This is a genomic window from Paenarthrobacter sp. R1 (assembly GCF_030264015.1).
GTDB lineage: Bacteria > Actinomycetota > Actinomycetes > Actinomycetales > Micrococcaceae > Arthrobacter > Arthrobacter ureafaciens.
Map to the genome: position 1 here is coordinate 4541828 of NZ_CP127115.1, position 17333 is coordinate 4559160.

The 17333-nt window shown below is 63.9% G+C and carries 15 protein-coding genes and 1 pseudogene; 9 read left to right on the forward strand and 7 right to left on the reverse strand.

Annotated elements, in window-relative coordinates:
• Positions 1-9: 9 nt before the first annotated feature.
• Together QN084_RS21560 and QN084_RS21565 are read right to left on the reverse strand one after the other, a co-directional pair.
• Positions 10-669 carry a GntR family transcriptional regulator gene (locus QN084_RS21560; protein WP_021474574.1) on the reverse strand — a complete coding sequence of 220 codons (660 nt, stop codon included), beginning with the start codon at positions 667-669 and terminating at the stop codon, positions 10-12.
• Positions 662-2164, reverse strand: coding sequence for a fumarylacetoacetate hydrolase family protein (locus QN084_RS21565; RefSeq protein ID WP_021474573.1), 1503 nt, complete (start codon positions 2162-2164; stop codon positions 662-664). Before QN084_RS21565 ends, QN084_RS21560 begins: the two co-directional genes overlap by 8 nt.
• 143 nt (positions 2165-2307) lie before the next feature.
• Between QN084_RS21565 and QN084_RS21570 the strand changes: the two genes are divergently transcribed.
• Together QN084_RS21570 and QN084_RS21575 are read left to right on the forward strand one after the other, a co-directional pair.
• The gene (locus QN084_RS21570; protein ID WP_021474572.1) at positions 2308-2514 is read left to right on the forward strand and encodes a hypervirulence associated TUDOR domain-containing protein; all 207 of its coding nucleotides are present in this window, start codon (positions 2308-2310) and stop codon (positions 2512-2514) included.
• 20 nt (positions 2515-2534) lie between these two features.
• The gene (locus QN084_RS21575; RefSeq protein WP_069696507.1) at positions 2535-4283 is read left to right on the forward strand and encodes a pyruvate dehydrogenase; all 1749 of its coding nucleotides are present in this window, start codon (positions 2535-2537) and stop codon (positions 4281-4283) included.
• 25 nt (positions 4284-4308) lie between these two features.
• On the opposite strand, the gene ligD is transcribed toward QN084_RS21575, so the two are convergent.
• Positions 4309-5553 carry a non-homologous end-joining DNA ligase gene (ligD, locus tag QN084_RS21580; protein ID WP_069696508.1) on the reverse strand — a complete coding sequence of 415 codons (1245 nt, stop codon included), beginning with the start codon at positions 5551-5553 and terminating at the stop codon, positions 4309-4311.
• A 211-nt stretch (positions 5554-5764) separates the two neighbouring features.
• On the opposite strand from ligD, the gene QN084_RS21585 reads away from it, so the two are divergent.
• From QN084_RS21585 to QN084_RS21595, 3 genes and pseudogenes are all read left to right on the forward strand, one after another.
• The gene (locus QN084_RS21585; RefSeq protein WP_069696509.1) at positions 5765-6394 is read left to right on the forward strand and encodes a dihydrofolate reductase family protein; all 630 of its coding nucleotides are present in this window, start codon (positions 5765-5767) and stop codon (positions 6392-6394) included.
• 58 nt (positions 6395-6452) lie between these two features.
• A pseudogene (locus QN084_RS21590) lies at positions 6453-6935 on the forward strand (pyridoxamine 5'-phosphate oxidase family protein).
• A gap of 3 nt (positions 6936-6938) precedes the next feature.
• Positions 6939-7298: a TraR/DksA family transcriptional regulator gene (locus QN084_RS21595; protein ID WP_021474567.1), complete on the forward strand. Its 360-nt coding sequence runs from the start codon at positions 6939-6941 to the stop codon at positions 7296-7298.
• Here the strand turns inward: QN084_RS21595 and QN084_RS21600 are convergent.
• Positions 7295-8581 (reverse strand): MFS transporter, encoded by a 1287-nt coding sequence (locus QN084_RS21600; RefSeq protein WP_021474566.1) that lies wholly within the window; start codon positions 8579-8581, stop codon positions 7295-7297. The two genes, QN084_RS21595 and QN084_RS21600, sit on opposite strands and share 4 nt — an antisense overlap.
• A 104-nt stretch (positions 8582-8685) precedes the next feature.
• On the opposite strand from QN084_RS21600, the gene QN084_RS21605 reads away from it, so the two are divergent.
• Positions 8686-8961 carry a hypothetical protein gene (locus QN084_RS21605; protein ID WP_069696510.1) on the forward strand — a complete coding sequence of 92 codons (276 nt, stop codon included), beginning with the start codon at positions 8686-8688 and terminating at the stop codon, positions 8959-8961.
• Positions 8951-9787 (forward strand): right-handed parallel beta-helix repeat-containing protein, encoded by an 837-nt coding sequence (locus tag QN084_RS21610; protein WP_069696511.1) that lies wholly within the window; start codon positions 8951-8953, stop codon positions 9785-9787. Before QN084_RS21605 ends, QN084_RS21610 begins: the two co-directional genes overlap by 11 nt.
• 56 nt (positions 9788-9843) lie before the next feature.
• Here the strand turns inward: QN084_RS21610 and QN084_RS21615 are convergent, their stop codons facing one another.
• Together QN084_RS21615 and QN084_RS21620 are read right to left on the reverse strand one after the other, a co-directional pair.
• Positions 9844-10641, reverse strand: coding sequence for a PIG-L family deacetylase (locus tag QN084_RS21615; protein ID WP_069696525.1), 798 nt, complete (start codon positions 10639-10641; stop codon positions 9844-9846).
• 346 nt (positions 10642-10987) lie between these two features.
• Entirely contained in the window at positions 10988-12964 is a 1977-nt protein-coding gene (locus QN084_RS21620) for an FAD-binding monooxygenase (protein ID WP_083262084.1), read from the reverse strand.
• Between the two features lie 146 nt (positions 12965-13110).
• Between QN084_RS21620 and QN084_RS21625 the strand changes: the two genes are divergently transcribed.
• On the forward strand, positions 13111-14061 hold the full coding sequence (locus QN084_RS21625) for a 5'-3' exonuclease (RefSeq protein WP_031217289.1): 951 nt from the start codon (positions 13111-13113) through the stop codon (positions 14059-14061).
• Between the two features lie 169 nt (positions 14062-14230).
• Entirely contained in the window at positions 14231-14869 is a 639-nt protein-coding gene (locus QN084_RS21630; protein WP_031217288.1) for a hypothetical protein, read from the forward strand.
• 293 nt (positions 14870-15162) lie between these two features.
• Here QN084_RS21630 and QN084_RS21635 read toward each other — a convergent pair whose 3' ends face one another.
• On the reverse strand, positions 15163-17154 hold the full coding sequence (locus QN084_RS21635; RefSeq protein WP_182264064.1) for an HNH endonuclease signature motif containing protein: 1992 nt from the start codon (positions 17152-17154) through the stop codon (positions 15163-15165).
• Between the last annotated feature and the right edge of the window lie 179 nt (positions 17155-17333).

Sequence of the window (17333 nt, forward strand, 5' to 3'; positions counted from 1 at the left end):
GTTGAGTTCCTAACTGGATACGGCGTGGGCGAGGTAGGCGTCGAGGGTGGCGGCGCGGTGTTGGCGGGCAGCTTTCTCGATGGTGTCGGCGTCTGCTCCGGACTCGATGAGTTGGAGCAGGGCCTCGTGTTCACGCACCGATTCCTGGGCCCGGCCGGGCACGAACCGGAACGTGGATGAGCGCAGGGACGCCAGCCGGTTCCAGCCGCGGTGGACCAGGTCAAGAATGTGCGGGTTGGGGCAGTGCTCGAACAGGACGCTGTGGAAGTCCTGGTTCAGGGCGGTGAAGCGGACGGGGTCAAAGTGTTCCAGGCACTCGCCCATCTCGGCATTCACTGCACGGGCGCGGGCGATCGTGGCCGGATCAATCAGCGGTGCGGACAACGCGGTGGCCGCACCTTCCACGATGCTCAGGGTCTGCATCGTGTACAGGTACTCGGTGGGGTCGATCCCGGAGACCGTCGCGCCGACGTTCCGTTCGAACTTCACCAGGCCTTCGGCCTCCAGCCGGCGGATGGCTTCGCGGACAGGGACCACGCTGAAGCCCAGGTCTTCGGCGATCTTGGCCAGCACCAGCCGGTAGCCGGGGGTGTAGGCGCCCTCGACGATCCGGGCCTTCACGGCCTCATACGCTTGCTGGGATTTGCTCCCGACGGCGGTTTCAGTCACCGTGGGCTCCTTCCGTGGCTTGCAGGGACAGCCATTCGGCGTAGCGGGCCTGCCACTCCTTGTTCATGGGGTAAAGACCATCCACGCTGTTGCCTTGCTTGACCATCTCAAAGATGAAGACTTCTTCCTTTTCCTGGGCGATGCAGTCGTCCACGAGTTCCTCGGCGATGGCCGGGGGAATGACCAGGATCCCGTCGGAATCGGCAACGATGATGTCGCCCGGCTGCACAGTGGCGCCGCCGCAGGCAATGGTGATGTCGGTGTCCCACGGGATGTGGCGCCGTCCGAGCACGGCCGGGTGCGGGTTCGCGAAGTATGTCGGCATGTCCAGGTCCGCCACGGCAGAATAGTCGCGGACACCGCCGTCGGTAATGATCGCCGCGGCTCCACGGACCTGGGCCCGCAGTGCGAGGATGTCCCCCACTGTTCCGGTGCCCTTTTCTCCGCGGGCTTCCATGACCAGGATTTCGCCTTCATTCACCGAATCGATCGCGCGTTTCTGGGCGTTGAAGCCACCGCCGTGGGTCTTGAAAAGGTCCTCACGGTTGGGTACATAGCGCAGCGTCCGGGCCAAACCCACCACCTTGCGGTCCGGGCGGGTGGCCTGCAAGCCGTCGATGCTGACGTTGTTCAACCCGCGCTTGCGAAGCTGCGACGACAGTGTAGCGGTGGCCACCGATTCGAGCTTCGCCTTTAACTCCGGCGTCAGCACACTCGCGGCAGCCGCCGGCTCCGCCGGTGCCAGCCCGGCGGCTTCGCGGGAACCGTAGGCCTCTTCCCGCTGCGTGTCATCGGTCTTGGGGCCGGCACCAAAGTCCGCGAACGGCGTCGTACCTTCCGTCACCTTGGTGGTGAGGCGGCCGGTGCTGAAATCACCTCCGGTGACCTCAATTTCGACGACGTCCCCCGGGACAGCCACGGAAGCTCCAGCGGGGGTGCCGGTGAGGATGATGTCGCCCTCCTCGAGCGTCAGCAGCTGGGAGAGGTCCGCGACGAGCTGCGCGAAGGGGAAGAGGAGGTCCTCGGTGGTGTCGTCCTGGACCAGGTCACCGTTGTGCCAGGTGCGGATGCTCAGTTTGGAAGGGTCGACGGCGTCTGCCGGGATGAGCGCCGGGCCAACGGGCGTGAAGCCGTCACCGCCCTTGGAGCGGAGGTTGGAACCCTTGTCCGCGTAGCGAAGGTCGTACACGCCGAGGTCGTTGGAAGCCGTGACGGCGGCAACGTGGCTCCACGCATCCTCCAAGCCAACGCGGCGGGCAGCTTTGCCGATCACCAGTGCGATCTCGCCCTCGTAACCGAGCAGCTCACAGCCGGCAGGGCGTTCAACAGTTCCGGGAGCGTCGGGGGAACCCAGGGACAACGACGACGGCGGCTTCAGGAAGTACGACGGTTGCGCCGGAGTCCGCCCACGCTGCGCAGCCCGGCTGGGGTAGTTGATGTGGACCGCAATCACCTTGCGCGCTGCCGCCAGGGTGTCCGATGTGACCTGTTCCAAACCCACTCCTCATCGAGTATGAAATCGTATACGATTATTCTGGCTCATCTGCGGGAAGGTGTCAAGGGCCCAACGTGCTTACTATGGCTGGACACCCGGGTCCGCCTGAAAGGGCGGTTGCCCTCCAGACGCAAGGAGCAGCCATGACGCTAAGCAAAGGCACGCACGTCGAATGGAACACGTCCCAGGGCGCGACGCACGGGAAAATCGTCGAGAAGAAGACGTCCGACTTCGAACTCGAAGGCAACACGCACCGGGCCAGCGAGGATGAGCCGCAATACATCGTGGAGTCGGACAAGACCGGTGCCCGTGCGGCGCATAAAGCCTCGGCCCTGACCGAGAAGAAGTAGCGCTGGCGAGGAGGAGCACTATGGCCAAAGAGCTTGCAACCCAACTCATCGAACAACTCCAAGCTGCCGGAGTGCAGCGTATCTACGGGATCGTGGGCGACAGCCTCAACCCCCTCGTCGATGCTGTCCGGCAGACCGGCGGCTCCGCCCAAGGGGGTATCGATTGGATCCACGTCCGGCATGAAGAAGCTGCCGCGTTCGCCGCAGCGGCCGAAGCGCAACTCACCGGAAAGCTGGCCGTGTGTGCCGGTTCCTGCGGCCCCGGCAACCTCCACCTGATCAATGGCCTCTATGACGCCAACCGTACCGGCGCCCCGGTGCTGGCGATTGCCTCCCACATCCCAAGCAAGCAAATAGGCAGCGGGTTCTTCCAGGAGACCCACCCGGACCGGCTCTTCAACGAATGCTCGGTGTACTCCGAACTGGTGAGCACCACCGACCAGGCGCCGCGCGTCATGCATAGCGCCATCCAAAATGCCGTCGCGTTGAGGGGCGTCGCCGTCGTCACTCTGCCCGGTGACATTGCGGGCCTGGAAGCCACGGCTTCAACGCCACTTCCGGCGACGTTCCGCCCCGCCAGTTTGGTTCCGGATCCGGCCAGCGTGCAGGAACTCGCCGATGCCATCAACGACGCCGGCAAGGTCGCCATTTTTGCCGGCGCGGGCGTCGAGGGAGCACACAGCGAGTTGATTGCCCTGGCTGAGTTGGCGAAGGCTCCGATCGGGCATTCCCTGCGCGGCAAGGATTTTGTCCAGTACGACAACCCGTTCGACATTGGGATGACGGGACTGCTCGGCTACGGAGCCGCGGCCGAAGGCATTGAAGACGCTGACCTGCTGGTCCTCCTGGGAACGGACTTTCCCTATGACCAGTTCCTTCCGGAGACCCGCACGGCGCAGGTAGACCGCGCCGCCCAGCGATTGGGGCGGCGGACCGACGTCGACATCGCCGTCCAGGGTGATGTGCTCCCCACCCTCACTGCGCTCCTGCCCCTGGTGAAGCCGAAATCGAGCCGCCGCTTTCTGGACCAGATGCTCAAGAAGCACGACCGCTTGATGAACAAGGCTGTGGGAGCCTACACGCGGAAGGTGGAGAAGAAGCAGCCCATCCACCCGGAATACGCGGCGTCGTTGTTGGACCAGGTGGCCGCCGAGGATGCGATCTTCACTGCGGACACCGGCATGTGCAATGTGTGGACGGCGCGCTACATCAACCCTTTGGGGACCCGCCGGCTGATTGGGTCGTTCCTTCACGGTTCCATGGCCAATGCCCTCCCGCACGCCATTGGAGCGCAATTGGCCTATCCGGGCCGCCAGGTGGTGTCGGTCTCCGGCGACGGGGGACTGTCCATGCTGCTGGGTGAACTCATCACCGTGGCTGCCCACAAGTTGCCCGTGAAGGTGGTCGTGTTCAACAACTCCACGTTGGGCATGGTGAAACTGGAGATGCTGGTGGATGGCCTGCCCGACTTCGGGGTGGACGTACCGGATGCCAACTATGCCGCTGTGGCCAAAGCACTCGGTTTTCACGCGGTGCGGGTGATGGACCCGGCAGACATTGAGTCAGCCTACCGGGAAGCGTTCGCACATCCCGGCCCTGCACTCGTGGAACTGATCACCGATCCGCAGGCGCTGTCCATCCCTCCGAAGATCTCCGGCTCACAGGTCATCGGTTTTGCTACGGCCATGTCCAAGGTGGTGCTGAACCGCGGAGCGGGGGAGGCCGTCAGCATGGCCCGCAGCAACCTCCGCAACATTCCGCGCCGCTAGGACCCTGGTTCCGGCGGGCCGGGGCTTACCTCTCCGGCCCGCCGGACCATTCCTTTCCGGCCCACGGATCGTAGTCGGCAATCAGCTTCTCCTGCTCCGGTCGCCTACCCTCGGCTACGTGCTGGAGGTTCACGCGCACGCGGTACCAGAGCGAGCTAGAGCCGCGCATGCCATCCACCAGGATGTCCGCCGGATGGAGGTCCGGAACAACGTCCTTGTGGTTGGCTTTCCACTTCTCCAGGGCATCAAGGGCTTCGGGCTTGGTTTTGGTCCGGGCCACTTCGATGAGCGGCATGGTCGATTTCCGGCGACCGGACCCGTCTCCGCCCCGGGGAGCTTTCTCCGCCGGGCCCAACTCCTCCGCCAGCGCGAGGAGCCCGTCGAGGCTCCCTGCAGCCTGATCGATGCCGTCGTGGGGATCGCCGATGTCCTTGAATCTTTCAGGGACCGTGAGGACAGTGAACTGGTCCGGCCGGATGGTGGCCACTTCTTCCCACGTCAGTGGCGTGGATACTCTGGCGTCCGGCAGGGGCCTGATGGAGTAGGCGGACGCCACGGTGCGGTCCTTGGCGTTCTGGTTGAAGTCCACGAAGACGCTCTCACCCCGTTCTTCCTTCCACCACCGGGCCGTGGCCAGCCCCGGTGCCCGGTTCTCGATTTCCCGGGCCAGGGACTCGGCAGCCAGCCGGACCTGCCGGTAGTCATGGTCCGGGACTATCCGGACCAGGATGTGGAGTCCGCGGGAGCCGCTGGTCTTGGGCCAGCCCACCAGTCCGACGTCGTCCAGCACCTCCCGTGCCACGTACGCGACGTCCACTATCTGTTTCCAATCCACGCCCGGCATCGGGTCAAGGTCAATCCGGAGCTCGTCCGGATGGTCCAGGTCCTCGGCCCGCACCGGGTGGGGATTGAGGTCCAGACATCCAAGGTTCACTACCCACGCCAGACCCGCAGCGTCGCGAATCACCGCTTCCTCGGCAGACGTGCCCGAGGCGTAATGCAGTGTTGCCGTGTCAATAAAGGGTGGGTGGTTCTCCGGTACGCGCTTCTGGAAGAACGGCTCCGCGTCGATGCCCTTCGGGAAGCGCTTAAGGACCATGGGCCGTCCGCCGGCTCCGCGGAGTGCGCCTTCGGCGACCGACAAGTAGTACCGGACGAGGTCCAACTTGGTCAGGCCGGGCTCCGGGAAGACCAGCTTGTCCGGACTGGAGATGCGGACGTCCACATCGTCGATCGTAAGAATCTCGGCCGGGGTCTTGGACGGAGTCATGGCGCCACGCTAGCAACGATGGACGGTGCGGACCATAGCCTGCAGTGCAGGTGCGGACCCTTGAGCGCCCTTGGCCATGGCGATAGCATGGCCGCCTCCGGATGGTAGCCGCGTCTGGATTGGTGAGCCCCGGCAAGGCGGGTCGCAGCGGATCGGCGGGCGCCGCGAAGGCGGGTCGCAACGGCACATGCAGATGCACAAGGAGCCAATTATGAGTGAAGCAAACGAAAAGTCCGGCGCAGAGTTAATGGTGGACCTGATCATCAGTTTGGACGGCTACGCCTCCGGCGAGGGTTGGCCGGGCTGGTGGGGCCTTGAAGGACCGGAATACCTTGCCTGGCTCGAAGAAGAGGGAAAGAAGGATTTCACCACCCTCATGGGAGCGAATACCTACAGGGTGATGGCTGGACTGTCCCAGCAGGCGGTGGACGACTCTGCCGCGTTCTCCGAAGATGAAGGCGCCAGCCTGGGTGGCTTGGCTGACATGCGGAAGGTCGTCTTCTCCTCTACCCTGCAAGAGCCCCTTGCCTGGCCACATTGCGAGTTGATTCGCGGCGATGCCGTGGAAGCCGTACGCGGGATGAAGCGCACCCGGACCGGGACGTTGTCCACGCTGGGCAGCCTCTCCCTGTCCAGGTCCCTACTGAAAGCCGGGCTCGTGGACCGGTTCCGGCTGGTCATCTTCCCTGTGATCACGGGCCGTACGGGAAGCGAAAGGATCTACGACGGCTACCCGGACGTTGCCCTTGAGTTGGTCAACAGCAGGACTTTTGATGGCCGGGCCCAGTTGCTGGAGTACATCCCCACGGTCCTGGAAGACCCGCCCCCGGCTAGAAAATAAGGCAACTTACTAATAGTCTGACGTGGGGACCTTCCCTGACCAGAGGAAAGAGGCGAACATGACTGAAGAACACGACATCAGCAGGGTCACGGAAATCATCAACGACTCCAGGATCGGGATGCTCACCACCATCAACGAGTCCGGAGCGCTTGTCAGCCGGCCTCTCGCCGTCCAGGAAGTCCGGGAAGACGGCGACCTGTTGTTCTTGACGTCCCTCGAGACATCCCAGGTGGCCCACGTGAAAGCAGATCCCCGGGTCAACGTATCGTTTGGTCGGAAGACTGAGTGGGTCTCTGTGGCGGGAACGGCGGAGGTCGTGACGGACCGGGCCCAGATCCGCGAGCAATGGAGCCAGGCTGCGGAGGCATGGTTCCCTGACGGACCGGAGACTCCCGAGGCTTGCCTGCTCCGTGTGGATTCCGACTCCGCCGAATACTGGACCAGCCCCGGCGGTACCGCGGCCACTGTGTTGCAATAGGTCAAATCCAAAGTGACACATTCCCGGATGAGCGTTGGCGAGAGCAACACGGTGGATCTCTGAACAATGGTTGATGCAGAGCGGTTCCGCGCGATCCTGAATCAGGAGAGGGAGCAGAAACGAACCCTTCTTGATTCGCTTCGCGGCGACATCCGCTCAGTCAGCGCCGCCCGGGTGGACTCCAATGTGGACGACGAACACGACCCCGAGGGCAGCACCATAGCGTTCGAGCTGTCACAGGCCGGGGCGCTCATGGAGCAAAGCCGTGCGGGATTGGAGCAGATTGAGGCGGCGCTGGCCCGCATCGACGACGGCACCTACGGGCACTGTGCTGTCTGCGGGGAAGCAATACCCGAGGGCAGGCTCGAAGCCCGGCCCTGGACCCCGTTCTGCGTCCGGCACGCATCGGGGCGCACGAAGAACTAACCCGTGGTCTCCGGTCCGTCCTGCCCCGACGTCGGCGTCGTCGTCGGCGTCGTCGCACCGTCGGCAACGGGCGCCTGCCTGCGACTAGCGAGAAGGAACGGGACGGCCAGCAACTCGATGACACCGGCAATCGCCAGCGACGCTGGGTAGCCGTACAGGTCCGCGCTACGGCCCAGGAGGGGTTGGACCACCACGCCGCCGCTGGAACCCATCAGGGAATCGAAGCTCAAGACCGTGGCGCGTTGCTTGGAAGGGATCATGTCGTTGACATACGCCTGCCGCACTGGAAGGGCCGCCGAACCCATCACCGCCCACAACGCCAGCAGCACCAAAGCAACCCAGAACAGGCGCGTGAACCCCAAGGCCAGCAGAATGGCACCGCCGATCACACCCGTCAGGATCAGCACCGAGGTTCGCTTGTGGAACAGACCTCTCAGGTGCGGCGCCAACCAGCCACCCAGAATTTGCGAACCGGCAACGATCGCGGCGGCGAGCCCCGCGACCGAGTAAGCCTTGGGGTCGCCGAACAGCTCCAGCAGGAAAGGCTGCAAAGCGTAGAAAACATAAATCCCGACGCCGGCGGTAAAGGGAGCAGCCAGCATCACGTACCGGACAGGCCGGTTCTTCAAACCGTTTTCGAGCGAGGCCGACAGCACTGCGCGGGTGGCCTCCACAGGACGCGCCGACCTATCAGGCGAGAACCCGACGTCGTGCATCAACCGGAACGCGACCGCGAACATGGCCACGAGCACCAGGACCCTGAGCAGGAACGGCACGCCAAGGTCCGTGGCTTGGGCAATAACCCCTCCCGCCACGGAGCCAACCAGCATTGCGATTCCTTGCGCCATCTGACCGCGGCCCAGGACAGTCTCCAGTCCGCCTTCGTACCCCGAATATCGCAGGGCATCCACCAGCCAGGCTTCCACTGCGCCTGAGAAGAACGTGAAGCCCAGCCCCAACAGCACAGAGACCACCGCCCACATCCAAAACGGTGCGGAGATCTGCCAGAGCACGTAGTACAGGTAAGTGGACCCGGCCAGCGTCATGGTGCCCAGCAGGAACGACGTACGCCGGCCCCAGCCGTCGGCCACCACGCCGGTAGGTACCTCGAACAGGACCATGCCCGCGGTGAAGAACGCGTTCGCGGCGAAGGCCTCCAGGTTGCTCAGCCCCGCGTCCAGCAGGAAAAGGGTGTTAATGCCCCAAATGAAGGATGCCGCGATGGTGTTGCCCAGAGTCAGCGTCAGATAGACACGCTGTATCGCGCGGGCGGCATCGTTCATGGTGTCGCCGCTGCCTGTGGAGGGAGGAGGGGCCACGAGCCCATTGTCTTACCGTTGGACCCTTGCCGCCATAGGGTGCCCGGACCGCAGGATAAAATGACCCCATGAGATCTGCCGCCGTCAAGGCAGCCGCCGGGGTCGCCGTCGTGGTCGTCGCGGGCGTGGGAGTTGCGGGCCTGTCATCCAAGCCAAGCATGGGTCCGGCAGGACCCGAATACTGCCTTGCGCCCGGAAGCCAGGCCACCCGGGTGAACCAGTATGTTGTCGATGGCTATAAGGACCCGGAAGACACGTCCCGCTCGCTGCAACAGGCCATTGACGCTGCGGCGAACGGCGGAGGCCGTTGTCCAGCTGCCCGAAGGAACATTCATGCTTGCTGAGCCATTGCTGCTCAAATCCAACGTTGCCCTCAGGGGACAGGGCGCCGGCACAGTACTGAAGGCCGGACCCGGTTTCCTGTCTTCCGAGGGTCCTTTCGGCGGACATCCGCTTATCACCACCAATGGGGCCAACAACGTGACCATCGCCGGGCTGACCGCGGACCACAGCGGGGACCAGCTCGACGGGAATACCCGCGGCCGGCTCTCCGAATTCCTCGTGGACGTCCGGCATTCCAGGAACGCGCTGGTGGAGGGGATCCGGACCCAAAATCCCTTCACCTACTCAATCGCCGTGGTGGCAAGCAGCGATTTTTGTGTCCGCAACAACCAGACCGTAGCGGACAGCAGTGGCTCCTATGACCAACTGGACGGGATCCACATCACCGACTCCCACGGCGGCGTGGTGGAAGGCAACACCGTGGATCAGGGGCAGGGAGCAGATGGCGACGACGGCTTGGTGGCCCAAACGATCGGCGCCGAGGTCTTCGACGTGGTCTACAGGAACAACAACGTCCGCGGCGGTCCGCATGGCTCCGGTCTGCAGCTGGCTGTCGGGAAGCACTCCATCCGGAACATCACGGTGGAAAACAACACCTTCCGCAATTCACCCAACGGAATCCAGACCGGTTACTACGACGGATTTGCAGCGGTCCGGGACATCCACGTGGTGGGAAACTCTTTCGCGGAGATGCCGGGGCCGTGGCTGACGTTCCATGGTGAGCTGCAGAATATCAACGTCGCGGACAACCTCTACTGCCACACAGGAAGCCTCAGGCTTGGCGACGGGCCCGGAAACAAGGCGGTCAACAACAAAGAGGGGTGCTAGCTGTTCTCCGCAGCTTAGTCAGCTGTGCCCGAACCTCAGTTGCCTGCGCCTGAACCTCAGTTGCCTTGGGCAGGAACAAAGTACGTCTCGGCCCGCGGTGGAATCTTGCCGCCGGGGAAAAGCGAGTCAGCCTGGGTGGCATACTGGCGAATCCGCCCCTGCTTTGAGGCGAGCCCCCGGTCCCATGACCAGGGCACGTAGCCGAGGCGATCCAGCCGCGAAGTGTCCGGGCCGGACACCAGATCGTAGGGAAAGTCCGAATACAGCACCAGGTTCTGCTGGTGCGCCATACCGGCTTCCCGAGTGATCAGGTGGTCCACGTGCTTGCCCACGCCCACGGGACAAAACAGGAGTTCGGCGCCTGTGAGTGCCATGAGCTCGGCGACGTCCCCCTGCAGCCGGTTGATCAAGGCCTTCTCTGCGTGGGAGATACGACCCAGGGCAACGTCGAACCGGAAGGTCGGATAACGATGGGGAAGTCCGGGCCGCACCCTGCCCCACGCCGGGTTGCCGATCCGCGGGAGCCGGCGTCGGCGGAAGAGGGCGTCCACGCCGCCCATGTGCAAGGGGCGGGCACCCATCTCCGTCAGGACCTTGTTGTCCTCTGTCTTGCGGGCTTCAAACAGGTCCAGTGCGCTTGAATGCGTGCACTGCCGCAGGAAAGACCGGGCTGCCCGGGTGTGCGGGCCAGGGGTTGCTTCGGTGAACAAGGTAGCCACGATGATTTCCCTGCCACCGGCCTGAGCCTCGATCAGAGCCCCGCAGGAAAGGACCGCATCGTCCAGATGGGGAGACAGGAAGAGCCAGGGTGCGTCACCGGCCAGCGAGCGTTCAATGCGTGTGTGCGCGGGCATGGAGATCACATCTCCGTCCGTGCCATGGTGGTCCCTCGCGCGGACGGTGCCATGTGCAGGTGCAGCAGATCCATGAAGAACCTCCAATGAGCCAGACAACGTGACGTTGGGGTCCAAGCTATTGGGGGCCGTCATAGCAGGGCACGAGTAGTCGCTACTCGAATATGTGCGGTGTGGTTACTGGTCGCCGCTTCGGGTACGCAGTTTTTTCGCGGGGGAGTACTTGCCCGCTCGATGATGGGGCGGGCACCCGGGGCGATCTGCCGGCCATTCGAGCCGGAGAGCCTCGGGGCCCGCCCTGTTTACCTGCGTTTTGCCCGCTCTGTGTACCTGGGTCCTGTGAGGATCAGGCGTGCTCCACCACGGCGGTGCTTGCCGCGGCGGTACTTGCAGCGGCAGGCGCCTCCGCCGTCGTAGGTACGTGCACCTCATGGGCCTTCGGCGCCGACCTGAGGCCCGCGAAGAATCCGGCGAGTTCCGCCGTCGCACTCAGCGGCAGGACGTTGGCGACGTACTGGTCGGGCCGGACCACCACCACCACCCCGTCCCGGCTGAGTCCGCGTTCGTCGAAGATGTCCGCTGCCGGGTCGGTGCCGAAGACCTTCTCCAGATAGGTCAGTTTGAACGGTCCGACGGCGGGTTTGAAGACCGCGGGGACGGCATTGATGTCCACGTTCGTGTGGTCTTGCTGATAAATCACCTTGACGTCGAACCAGGCATCGCGGTCAAGGGTCGACGGCGTAGCAGCCAGTGGTGAGTCCGGTGCCGTCTCGAGCCACTCGGCAAAGTCGGCCACTGGGCCAGGGGCGCCTGCCGGTGTCGCGTCGGCGAAGACATAGATGCGCCAGCGCCCATCCGCCTTGGCATGGTGGCCCAAATGGATCGGGTTGGTGTCGCAGACCCGTCGCACGGGGGCGGACTTGAAGCGCTTGCCGACCGGAAAGCCAGTTGCAAGGTCCTGGTGGGTTGCCTCGGCAACCACCATGGAGGGGGTGTATTGGGTCATGAAGCCGGCCGGGAACTCTGCGGTGCTGGTGTAGAAGTTCTCCAGTTCCGTGGGGTCCTCAAATTCCTCGGGCTTTTTGGCCATGAGGGATGACCATTGCTTGTCGAAGTCGATGAGGTTCTTGGCTACCACTTGCCGTTCACCGGAATAGGTATCGAGCAGGGACTCCGGGCTCCGGCCTTCCAGTACGTGGCCGAGTTTCCAACCGAGATTGAATCCGTCCTGCATGGAGACGTTCATGCCCTGCCCGGCCTTGGCGGAATGGGTATGGCAGGCGTCGCCGGTGATGAACACGCGAGGGGTACGCTTGCCGCGCTCCTCCGGCAGAACGTCGTCGAACCTGTCCGTCAGCCGGTGGCCCACCTCGTAAACGCTGTGCCAGGCGACATTGCGCACGTCCAGGGTATAGGGATGCAGGATCTGGTTGGCTTTGTGGATAATCTCCTCGATGGTCGTCTTACGGACCGCGCCGTGGTCCTCCGGGGAAACCTCGCCCAGGTCCACATACATACGGAACAGGTGGCCACCCTCGCGGGGAATGAGCAGGATGCTGCCGCCCGAGCCGGACTGGATGGCGCACTTGGTGCGGATGTCCGGGAAATCTGTCACCGCCAAGACATCCATGACGCCCCACGCGTGGTTGGCCTGGTCCCCGGCCAGGTGGCATCCGATGGACTCCCTGACCTTGCTCCGGGCACCATCGGCACCTACTACGTACTTGGCGTTGATAACCCGTTCCTGCCCTTCCAAGGGGCCTGCACTGTGAACGAGGGTCACGGAGACGGGGTAGGCGGTGTTGTCAGTAACCCGAAGGCTGCGGAATTCGTAGCCATAGTCCGGCTTCATCCTTGCGGGGGAGTTGGCCATGAACTCGGCAAAGTAGTCCAGCACGCGTGCTTGGTTCACGATCAGGTGGGGAAACTCGCTGATTCCGGTGGGGTCGTCAACTGCCCGCGCGCTACGGACGATTCTGGAGTGGTCCTCCGGGTCCGGCTTCCAGAACGCCATCTCGGTGATGCGGTAGGCCTCGGCGATGATCCGCTCAGCGAAACCGAAAGCCTGGAAGGTTTCGACGCTGCGGGCCTGGATGCCGTCAGCTTGCCCGATGGCCAGGCGGCCCGGACGACGTTCCACGATGCGCGCTGTGATATCAGGAAACTGGGCCAGTTGGGCCGCCGTCAGCATCCCTGCGGGGCCTGACCCAACTATGAGCACGTCGACCTCATCGGGTAGATCCTCCGGCCGGTTGATCCCCACGCCGGCTGCAGGTTCAACTCTGGGGTCGCCGGATACGTAACCGTGGTGGTGGAAATGCACGGGCTTTCCTCACTTCTTTGTGACGGGGCAACCTGGGGATGCCGTGATGTTCTATAATAGAACGTGCTGTTCGATTATTGCGAATACCATAGTAGTCCGGCTCACATCACCGAACAAGTCCGAATCACTCCAAACAGCGTCACCGCATGTCAGGATCAGGTATGGCCCGACTTATGCTCCTGGACACTGCCTCGCTCTACTTCCGTGCCTTCTATGGCGTTCCGGACACCATCCGCCGAAAGGACGGCACCCCGGTCAACGCCGTCCGCGGCCTTCTGGACATGATTGCCAGGCTGACCACGGATTATCAGGCAACGCATCTCATCGCGTGCTGGGATAACAACTGGCGGCCCAAGTGGCGGGTGGACCTCATACCCAGCTACAAATCCCACCGAGTGGCGGAAGAGGTAAGTTCAAGTCCCGACGTCGAGGTTGTCCCCGAAGCCCTTCAAGCGCAGATTCCCCTCATCAGCCACGTGCTTGAACTGGCTGGAATCGCGGTGGTGGGCGTCGACGATCACGAGGCCGATGACGTGATCGGAAGCTATGCGGGCCGACAGTCCATGCCGGTGGACGTTGTGACGGGGGACCGGGACCTTTTTCAATTGGTGGATGACGAGAAGTCGATCCGTGTCATCTACACGGCCCGAGGCATGAAGAACCTTGAGGTACTGACAGAGGTGGACGTCGTGCGCAAGTATCGCGTCCTGCCGCAGCAATACGCCGACTTCGCCACGCTCCGGGGAGATTCGTCCGATGGACTGCCGGGCGTGGTCGGCATCGGCGAGAAGACAGCTGCGTCGCTGCTCGCCACACATGGTTCACTCGCCGGCCTCCTCGAGGCGGCAGAAGCGGCCGACGGCGGGCTGTCCGCCGGCGTTAAAGCAAAACTCGCCGCGGCCGCCGACTACCTGGAGGTAGCTCCTGCGGTGGTCAACGTGGTCCGTGACCTCGACCTGCCTTCCCTCGACGAGGTAGGCGCACAGTTGAAACCGGTGAACGGGGCTTCCCGTGACCAGTTACAGGAGCTCAGCACTGAATGGAACCTGGGCGGTGCCGTGAAACGCCTGCTCGACGCCTTCGACGCTCCCCGGTGATGCCCTGGCTGGTCGGCTCACAGCTTTGTCCAAACGTTCACAGCCAATGAACAGCTTCGCATCAGCCTCCGCCGGGGTGGTCACCGCACTCTTGAGTCAGGGCAGCAACCCGGCTGCCCACCAGCAACAACGGTGACGCAACCTGGCGGTTGCGAAGTGAGGACTAGTTATGTCAAGAACCAAGCAAATCACGTTGGGTCTAGCGGCGGGAGCATTGGCCCTCGGCACCGGACTTGGTGTTACGAGCATGGCTTCGGCAACGACGACGCCGGACCCCGGCGCAACGTCGACGCCGAGTGAGGCGGCAACGCCAGGCCAAACGTCAGGTGACGGGTTGGCACCGGGCAAGGGACATGGCCGTCACGGCGGCCCCGGACGGGATGCAGGCCACCTGGCTTCTGCACTGGCTACCAAGCTGGGGGTTGATGAAACCAAAGTCACCGACGCCTTGAAGGCGTTCCGCGACGCCAACAAACCCGCTCAGGCTCCGTCTGACGACACTAAACCCTCGGAGGGAAGCACGCCGTCGGATGGAACCGAGCAGTCCAAGGGATCCGAAACCGGACGGCAGGACCGGGCAGCGATGGAGGCTGCGCTGGCAAAGTCGTTGGCTTCCTCCTTGGGTGTTGAGGAATCGAAGGTCACGGCGGCCCTCGAAGAGATACGTTCGGAGGCGAAGTCAGACCGTGCCGCCGAGCTCAAATCCAGGCTCGACAAAGCCGTCACCGACGGCAAGTTAACCCAGGCCGAGGCCGACGCAGTGACCAAAGCCGTGGAGGCAGGAGTCATTGGAGGGGGAGCCCGCTGACGTAGTCCCGCCGGGCGCGGTGAGGGGCCAGGTGAGCCATTGGGTTCGGAAGCCGTAGCGCACCCGTTTCCCCACTGCAGGACAACTGACTGAATACCAGGGCATAGCGGTTCTGAGTGACAGGATCCTTCGTGATTGCGGAGGGTCCTGTTGTTTTGTTGTCCCAAGGCGCCCAGGCTCCCTGGCTGGGGGCGCGGAGGGGTTGCTGGAGGCGCGGAGGGGTGGCTGGGGGCGCGCCAAGTGACCGGGGTGTGTCGGGGTGGCCGTGGGTGTTTCCTGTTTTGGACAGGGTGTCATGTTCGGTTGGGTGTGTGGTGGTGGTTTCGTTGGGGTGTTTGGGTGGGGTCGATGTGGGGTGGTGGTGTGAACCATGGGATGCCTTGGTGGGTGGTGATTTTCCATTGTTCTTTGTGGATGAGGTGGTGGTGGTGTGAGCACAGGAGGGTGCCGTTGTTGGTGCTGGTGGTGCCTCCTTGTGACCAGTAGGTGATGTGGTGGGCTTCGCACCAGGGTGCGGGGATGGTGCAGTCGGGGAAGGTGCAGCCTTGGTCTCTTGCGGCGATGGCTTTGCGGATGTGGGGTGGGAAGATCCGGGTGGTGCGGCCGATGTCGAGGACTTGTCCGTTGGTTCCGAGGAGGACGGGCAGGATGTCGGCGTCGCAGGCGATTTTGCGGATGGTGCTGGCGTGGATGGGGCCGGTGAAGGTTGCTGTTGCGCTGCCCGGCCGGGCTGAGGAGCCGCCCTTGTCTGGCCGGGCTGGCCGGGTTGGCTGGTCTGGCTGGGTTGGCTGGTGTGGTGGGTTTTGGAGTCGGGGGTAGAGGTCGTTGGCGTCGATGGTGACGGTGAGTTGGGGTTTGAGGCCTCCGTTGGCGGGGAGTCTGCCGGTGCGCAAGGCGTAGTTACAGCCGGTGATGAGACCGTCGAGGAGTTTCTGGGCGCGGGAGCGGCGGTCCAGCTCGGGCCCGGGTGTGCTGCTCCCGCTGACCCCGACGGCACTGACCGTGCTGGTGTTGCTGACGCTGGCGGCGCTGACGGTGCTGGTGGTGGTGATGCCGGGTTGGTCGCGGTCCGTGGCGGGGACGCCGGCAGTGGTGGTGCTGTTGCTGGGGCTGGCAGTAATGCCCGCGCTGCTGTCCGCGCTGGGGAGGCCGGTGTTGGTGTTGCTGTGGATGGCGGTAGTGCCCGCGCTGGTGGGGGTGTTGTGGCCGGGGTTGTTGGTGGTGTTGGGGTTGTTGGTGGTGTTGGGGTTGTTGTGTGGGGTTAGGCGTGGGTTGGTGGCGGTGTTCATGGTGGTGATGAGGGTTTCGTATTGTTCGTCGGTGGCGAAGATTTCGATGTGGTGGAGTCCGCGGCGGGGTTTGCGGATGAAGGCTCCTTGGATGGTGCGGAGTTCTTTTTCGGTGGGTTCGGGTCCGTCGTGGTCGACGCGGTTGATCCAGTGTTGGGCGGTTTTGGCCAGGAAGTCGGGGTCGTTGTGGGTGGCGGTGCGGGTCAGGGCGTGTTCCATGGTGGTGAGGGTGTCGGGGTGGGCGATGAAGGCGACGCGTTCGAGGGCTGTGGTGATGATGGTCGCTGAGCGGGAGGGCACGTCGGTGGCGGCGAACGCGGTGGCGAGGTGTTCGTGGCGTGGGGTGGTGGTTTCGCCGGTGAGGGTGGTTCCGGGCAGCAGGAGCGCGGCTTGGGTCAGGCGGCGGCGGGCTTCGCGGATATCGATCCGGAGCCTGGCGCGCAGGAACTCGGCGGCGTTGCGGTACCCGTCATCGAGTACCGAACCAGGCCCCGCAACAGAAGACGTGACAGGCCCGGACCCCGCAACGGCTCCAAGCACGGCACCGGCACCGGCAACGGAGGCCGGACGGCCGGCCCGGGCAGTGGTGCCGGGGGTGTGCGGGTGGGCGGGGTGTGGGGTTTCGGTCCAGCCGGTCCGCCAGCCCGGGACGGTCTGTGCGGGGTTGTGTTTGGCTTCGGTGCGGGTGCGTTCGACCGCGTGGGCTGCGATGATCTGCAGGTAGCCGATGCTTCGGGAGAGGTCCTCGACCCGGGCAGCGAAGTCTGCTGCTTCCTGAACATCGAACACCCGTCCTGCCGGTAACGCCAGGGCACGGGCAGCCTCCAACACCGCCGCCCCGTCCTCCAACGCCTCCATGACATCCTCAACGACCCCACCGCCGCCGGAAGGGTATTTGCTGGGAAGGTCACCGACGCCGGGAGGTCCACCGCCGTTGGCAGCAGCAGCACCGGGCCTACCCGCCCGTTCAACCACAACCTGCCCGCTCAAACCCATAAACCAAGCCTTCCACCCCACCCAAACCCTGTAACCAGCCCTCAGCCCCTATGTGGAAAAACAAGCCAGGAAACCAGCCGAAACCTCCCCGAGACTCCGGTAAATGGACCCTCGGATGGGTACACATTCGGTACGTCGTACTGGGTAGGACTCTCCATCCCAGTCTCAACAGTGCCTCC

Coding starts and splice junctions, on each gene's coding strand:
- QN084_RS21570 (WP_021474572.1), top strand. CDS start 2,308: ATGACGCTAAGCAAAGGCACGCACGTCGAATGGAACACGTCCCAGGGC.
- QN084_RS21575 (WP_069696507.1), top strand. CDS start 2,535: ATGGCCAAAGAGCTTGCAACCCAACTCATCGAACAACTCCAAGCTGCC.
- ligD (WP_069696508.1), bottom strand. CDS start 5,553: ATGACTCCGTCCAAGACCCCGGCCGAGATTCTTACGATCGACGATGTG.
- QN084_RS21585 (WP_069696509.1), top strand. CDS start 5,765: ATGAGTGAAGCAAACGAAAAGTCCGGCGCAGAGTTAATGGTGGACCTG.
- QN084_RS21595 (WP_021474567.1), top strand. CDS start 6,939: ATGGTTGATGCAGAGCGGTTCCGCGCGATCCTGAATCAGGAGAGGGAG.
- QN084_RS21600 (WP_021474566.1), bottom strand. CDS start 8,581: ATGAACGATGCCGCCCGCGCGATACAGCGTGTCTATCTGACGCTGACT.
- QN084_RS21605 (WP_069696510.1), top strand. CDS start 8,686: ATGAGATCTGCCGCCGTCAAGGCAGCCGCCGGGGTCGCCGTCGTGGTC.
- QN084_RS21610 (WP_069696511.1), top strand. CDS start 8,951: ATGCTTGCTGAGCCATTGCTGCTCAAATCCAACGTTGCCCTCAGGGGA.
- QN084_RS21615 (WP_069696525.1), bottom strand. CDS start 10,641: ATGCCCGCGCACACACGCATTGAACGCTCGCTGGCCGGTGACGCACCC.
- QN084_RS21625 (WP_031217289.1), top strand. CDS start 13,111: ATGTCAGGATCAGGTATGGCCCGACTTATGCTCCTGGACACTGCCTCG.
- QN084_RS21630 (WP_031217288.1), top strand. CDS start 14,231: ATGTCAAGAACCAAGCAAATCACGTTGGGTCTAGCGGCGGGAGCATTG.
- QN084_RS21635 (WP_182264064.1), bottom strand. CDS start 17,154: ATGGGTTTGAGCGGGCAGGTTGTGGTTGAACGGGCGGGTAGGCCCGGT.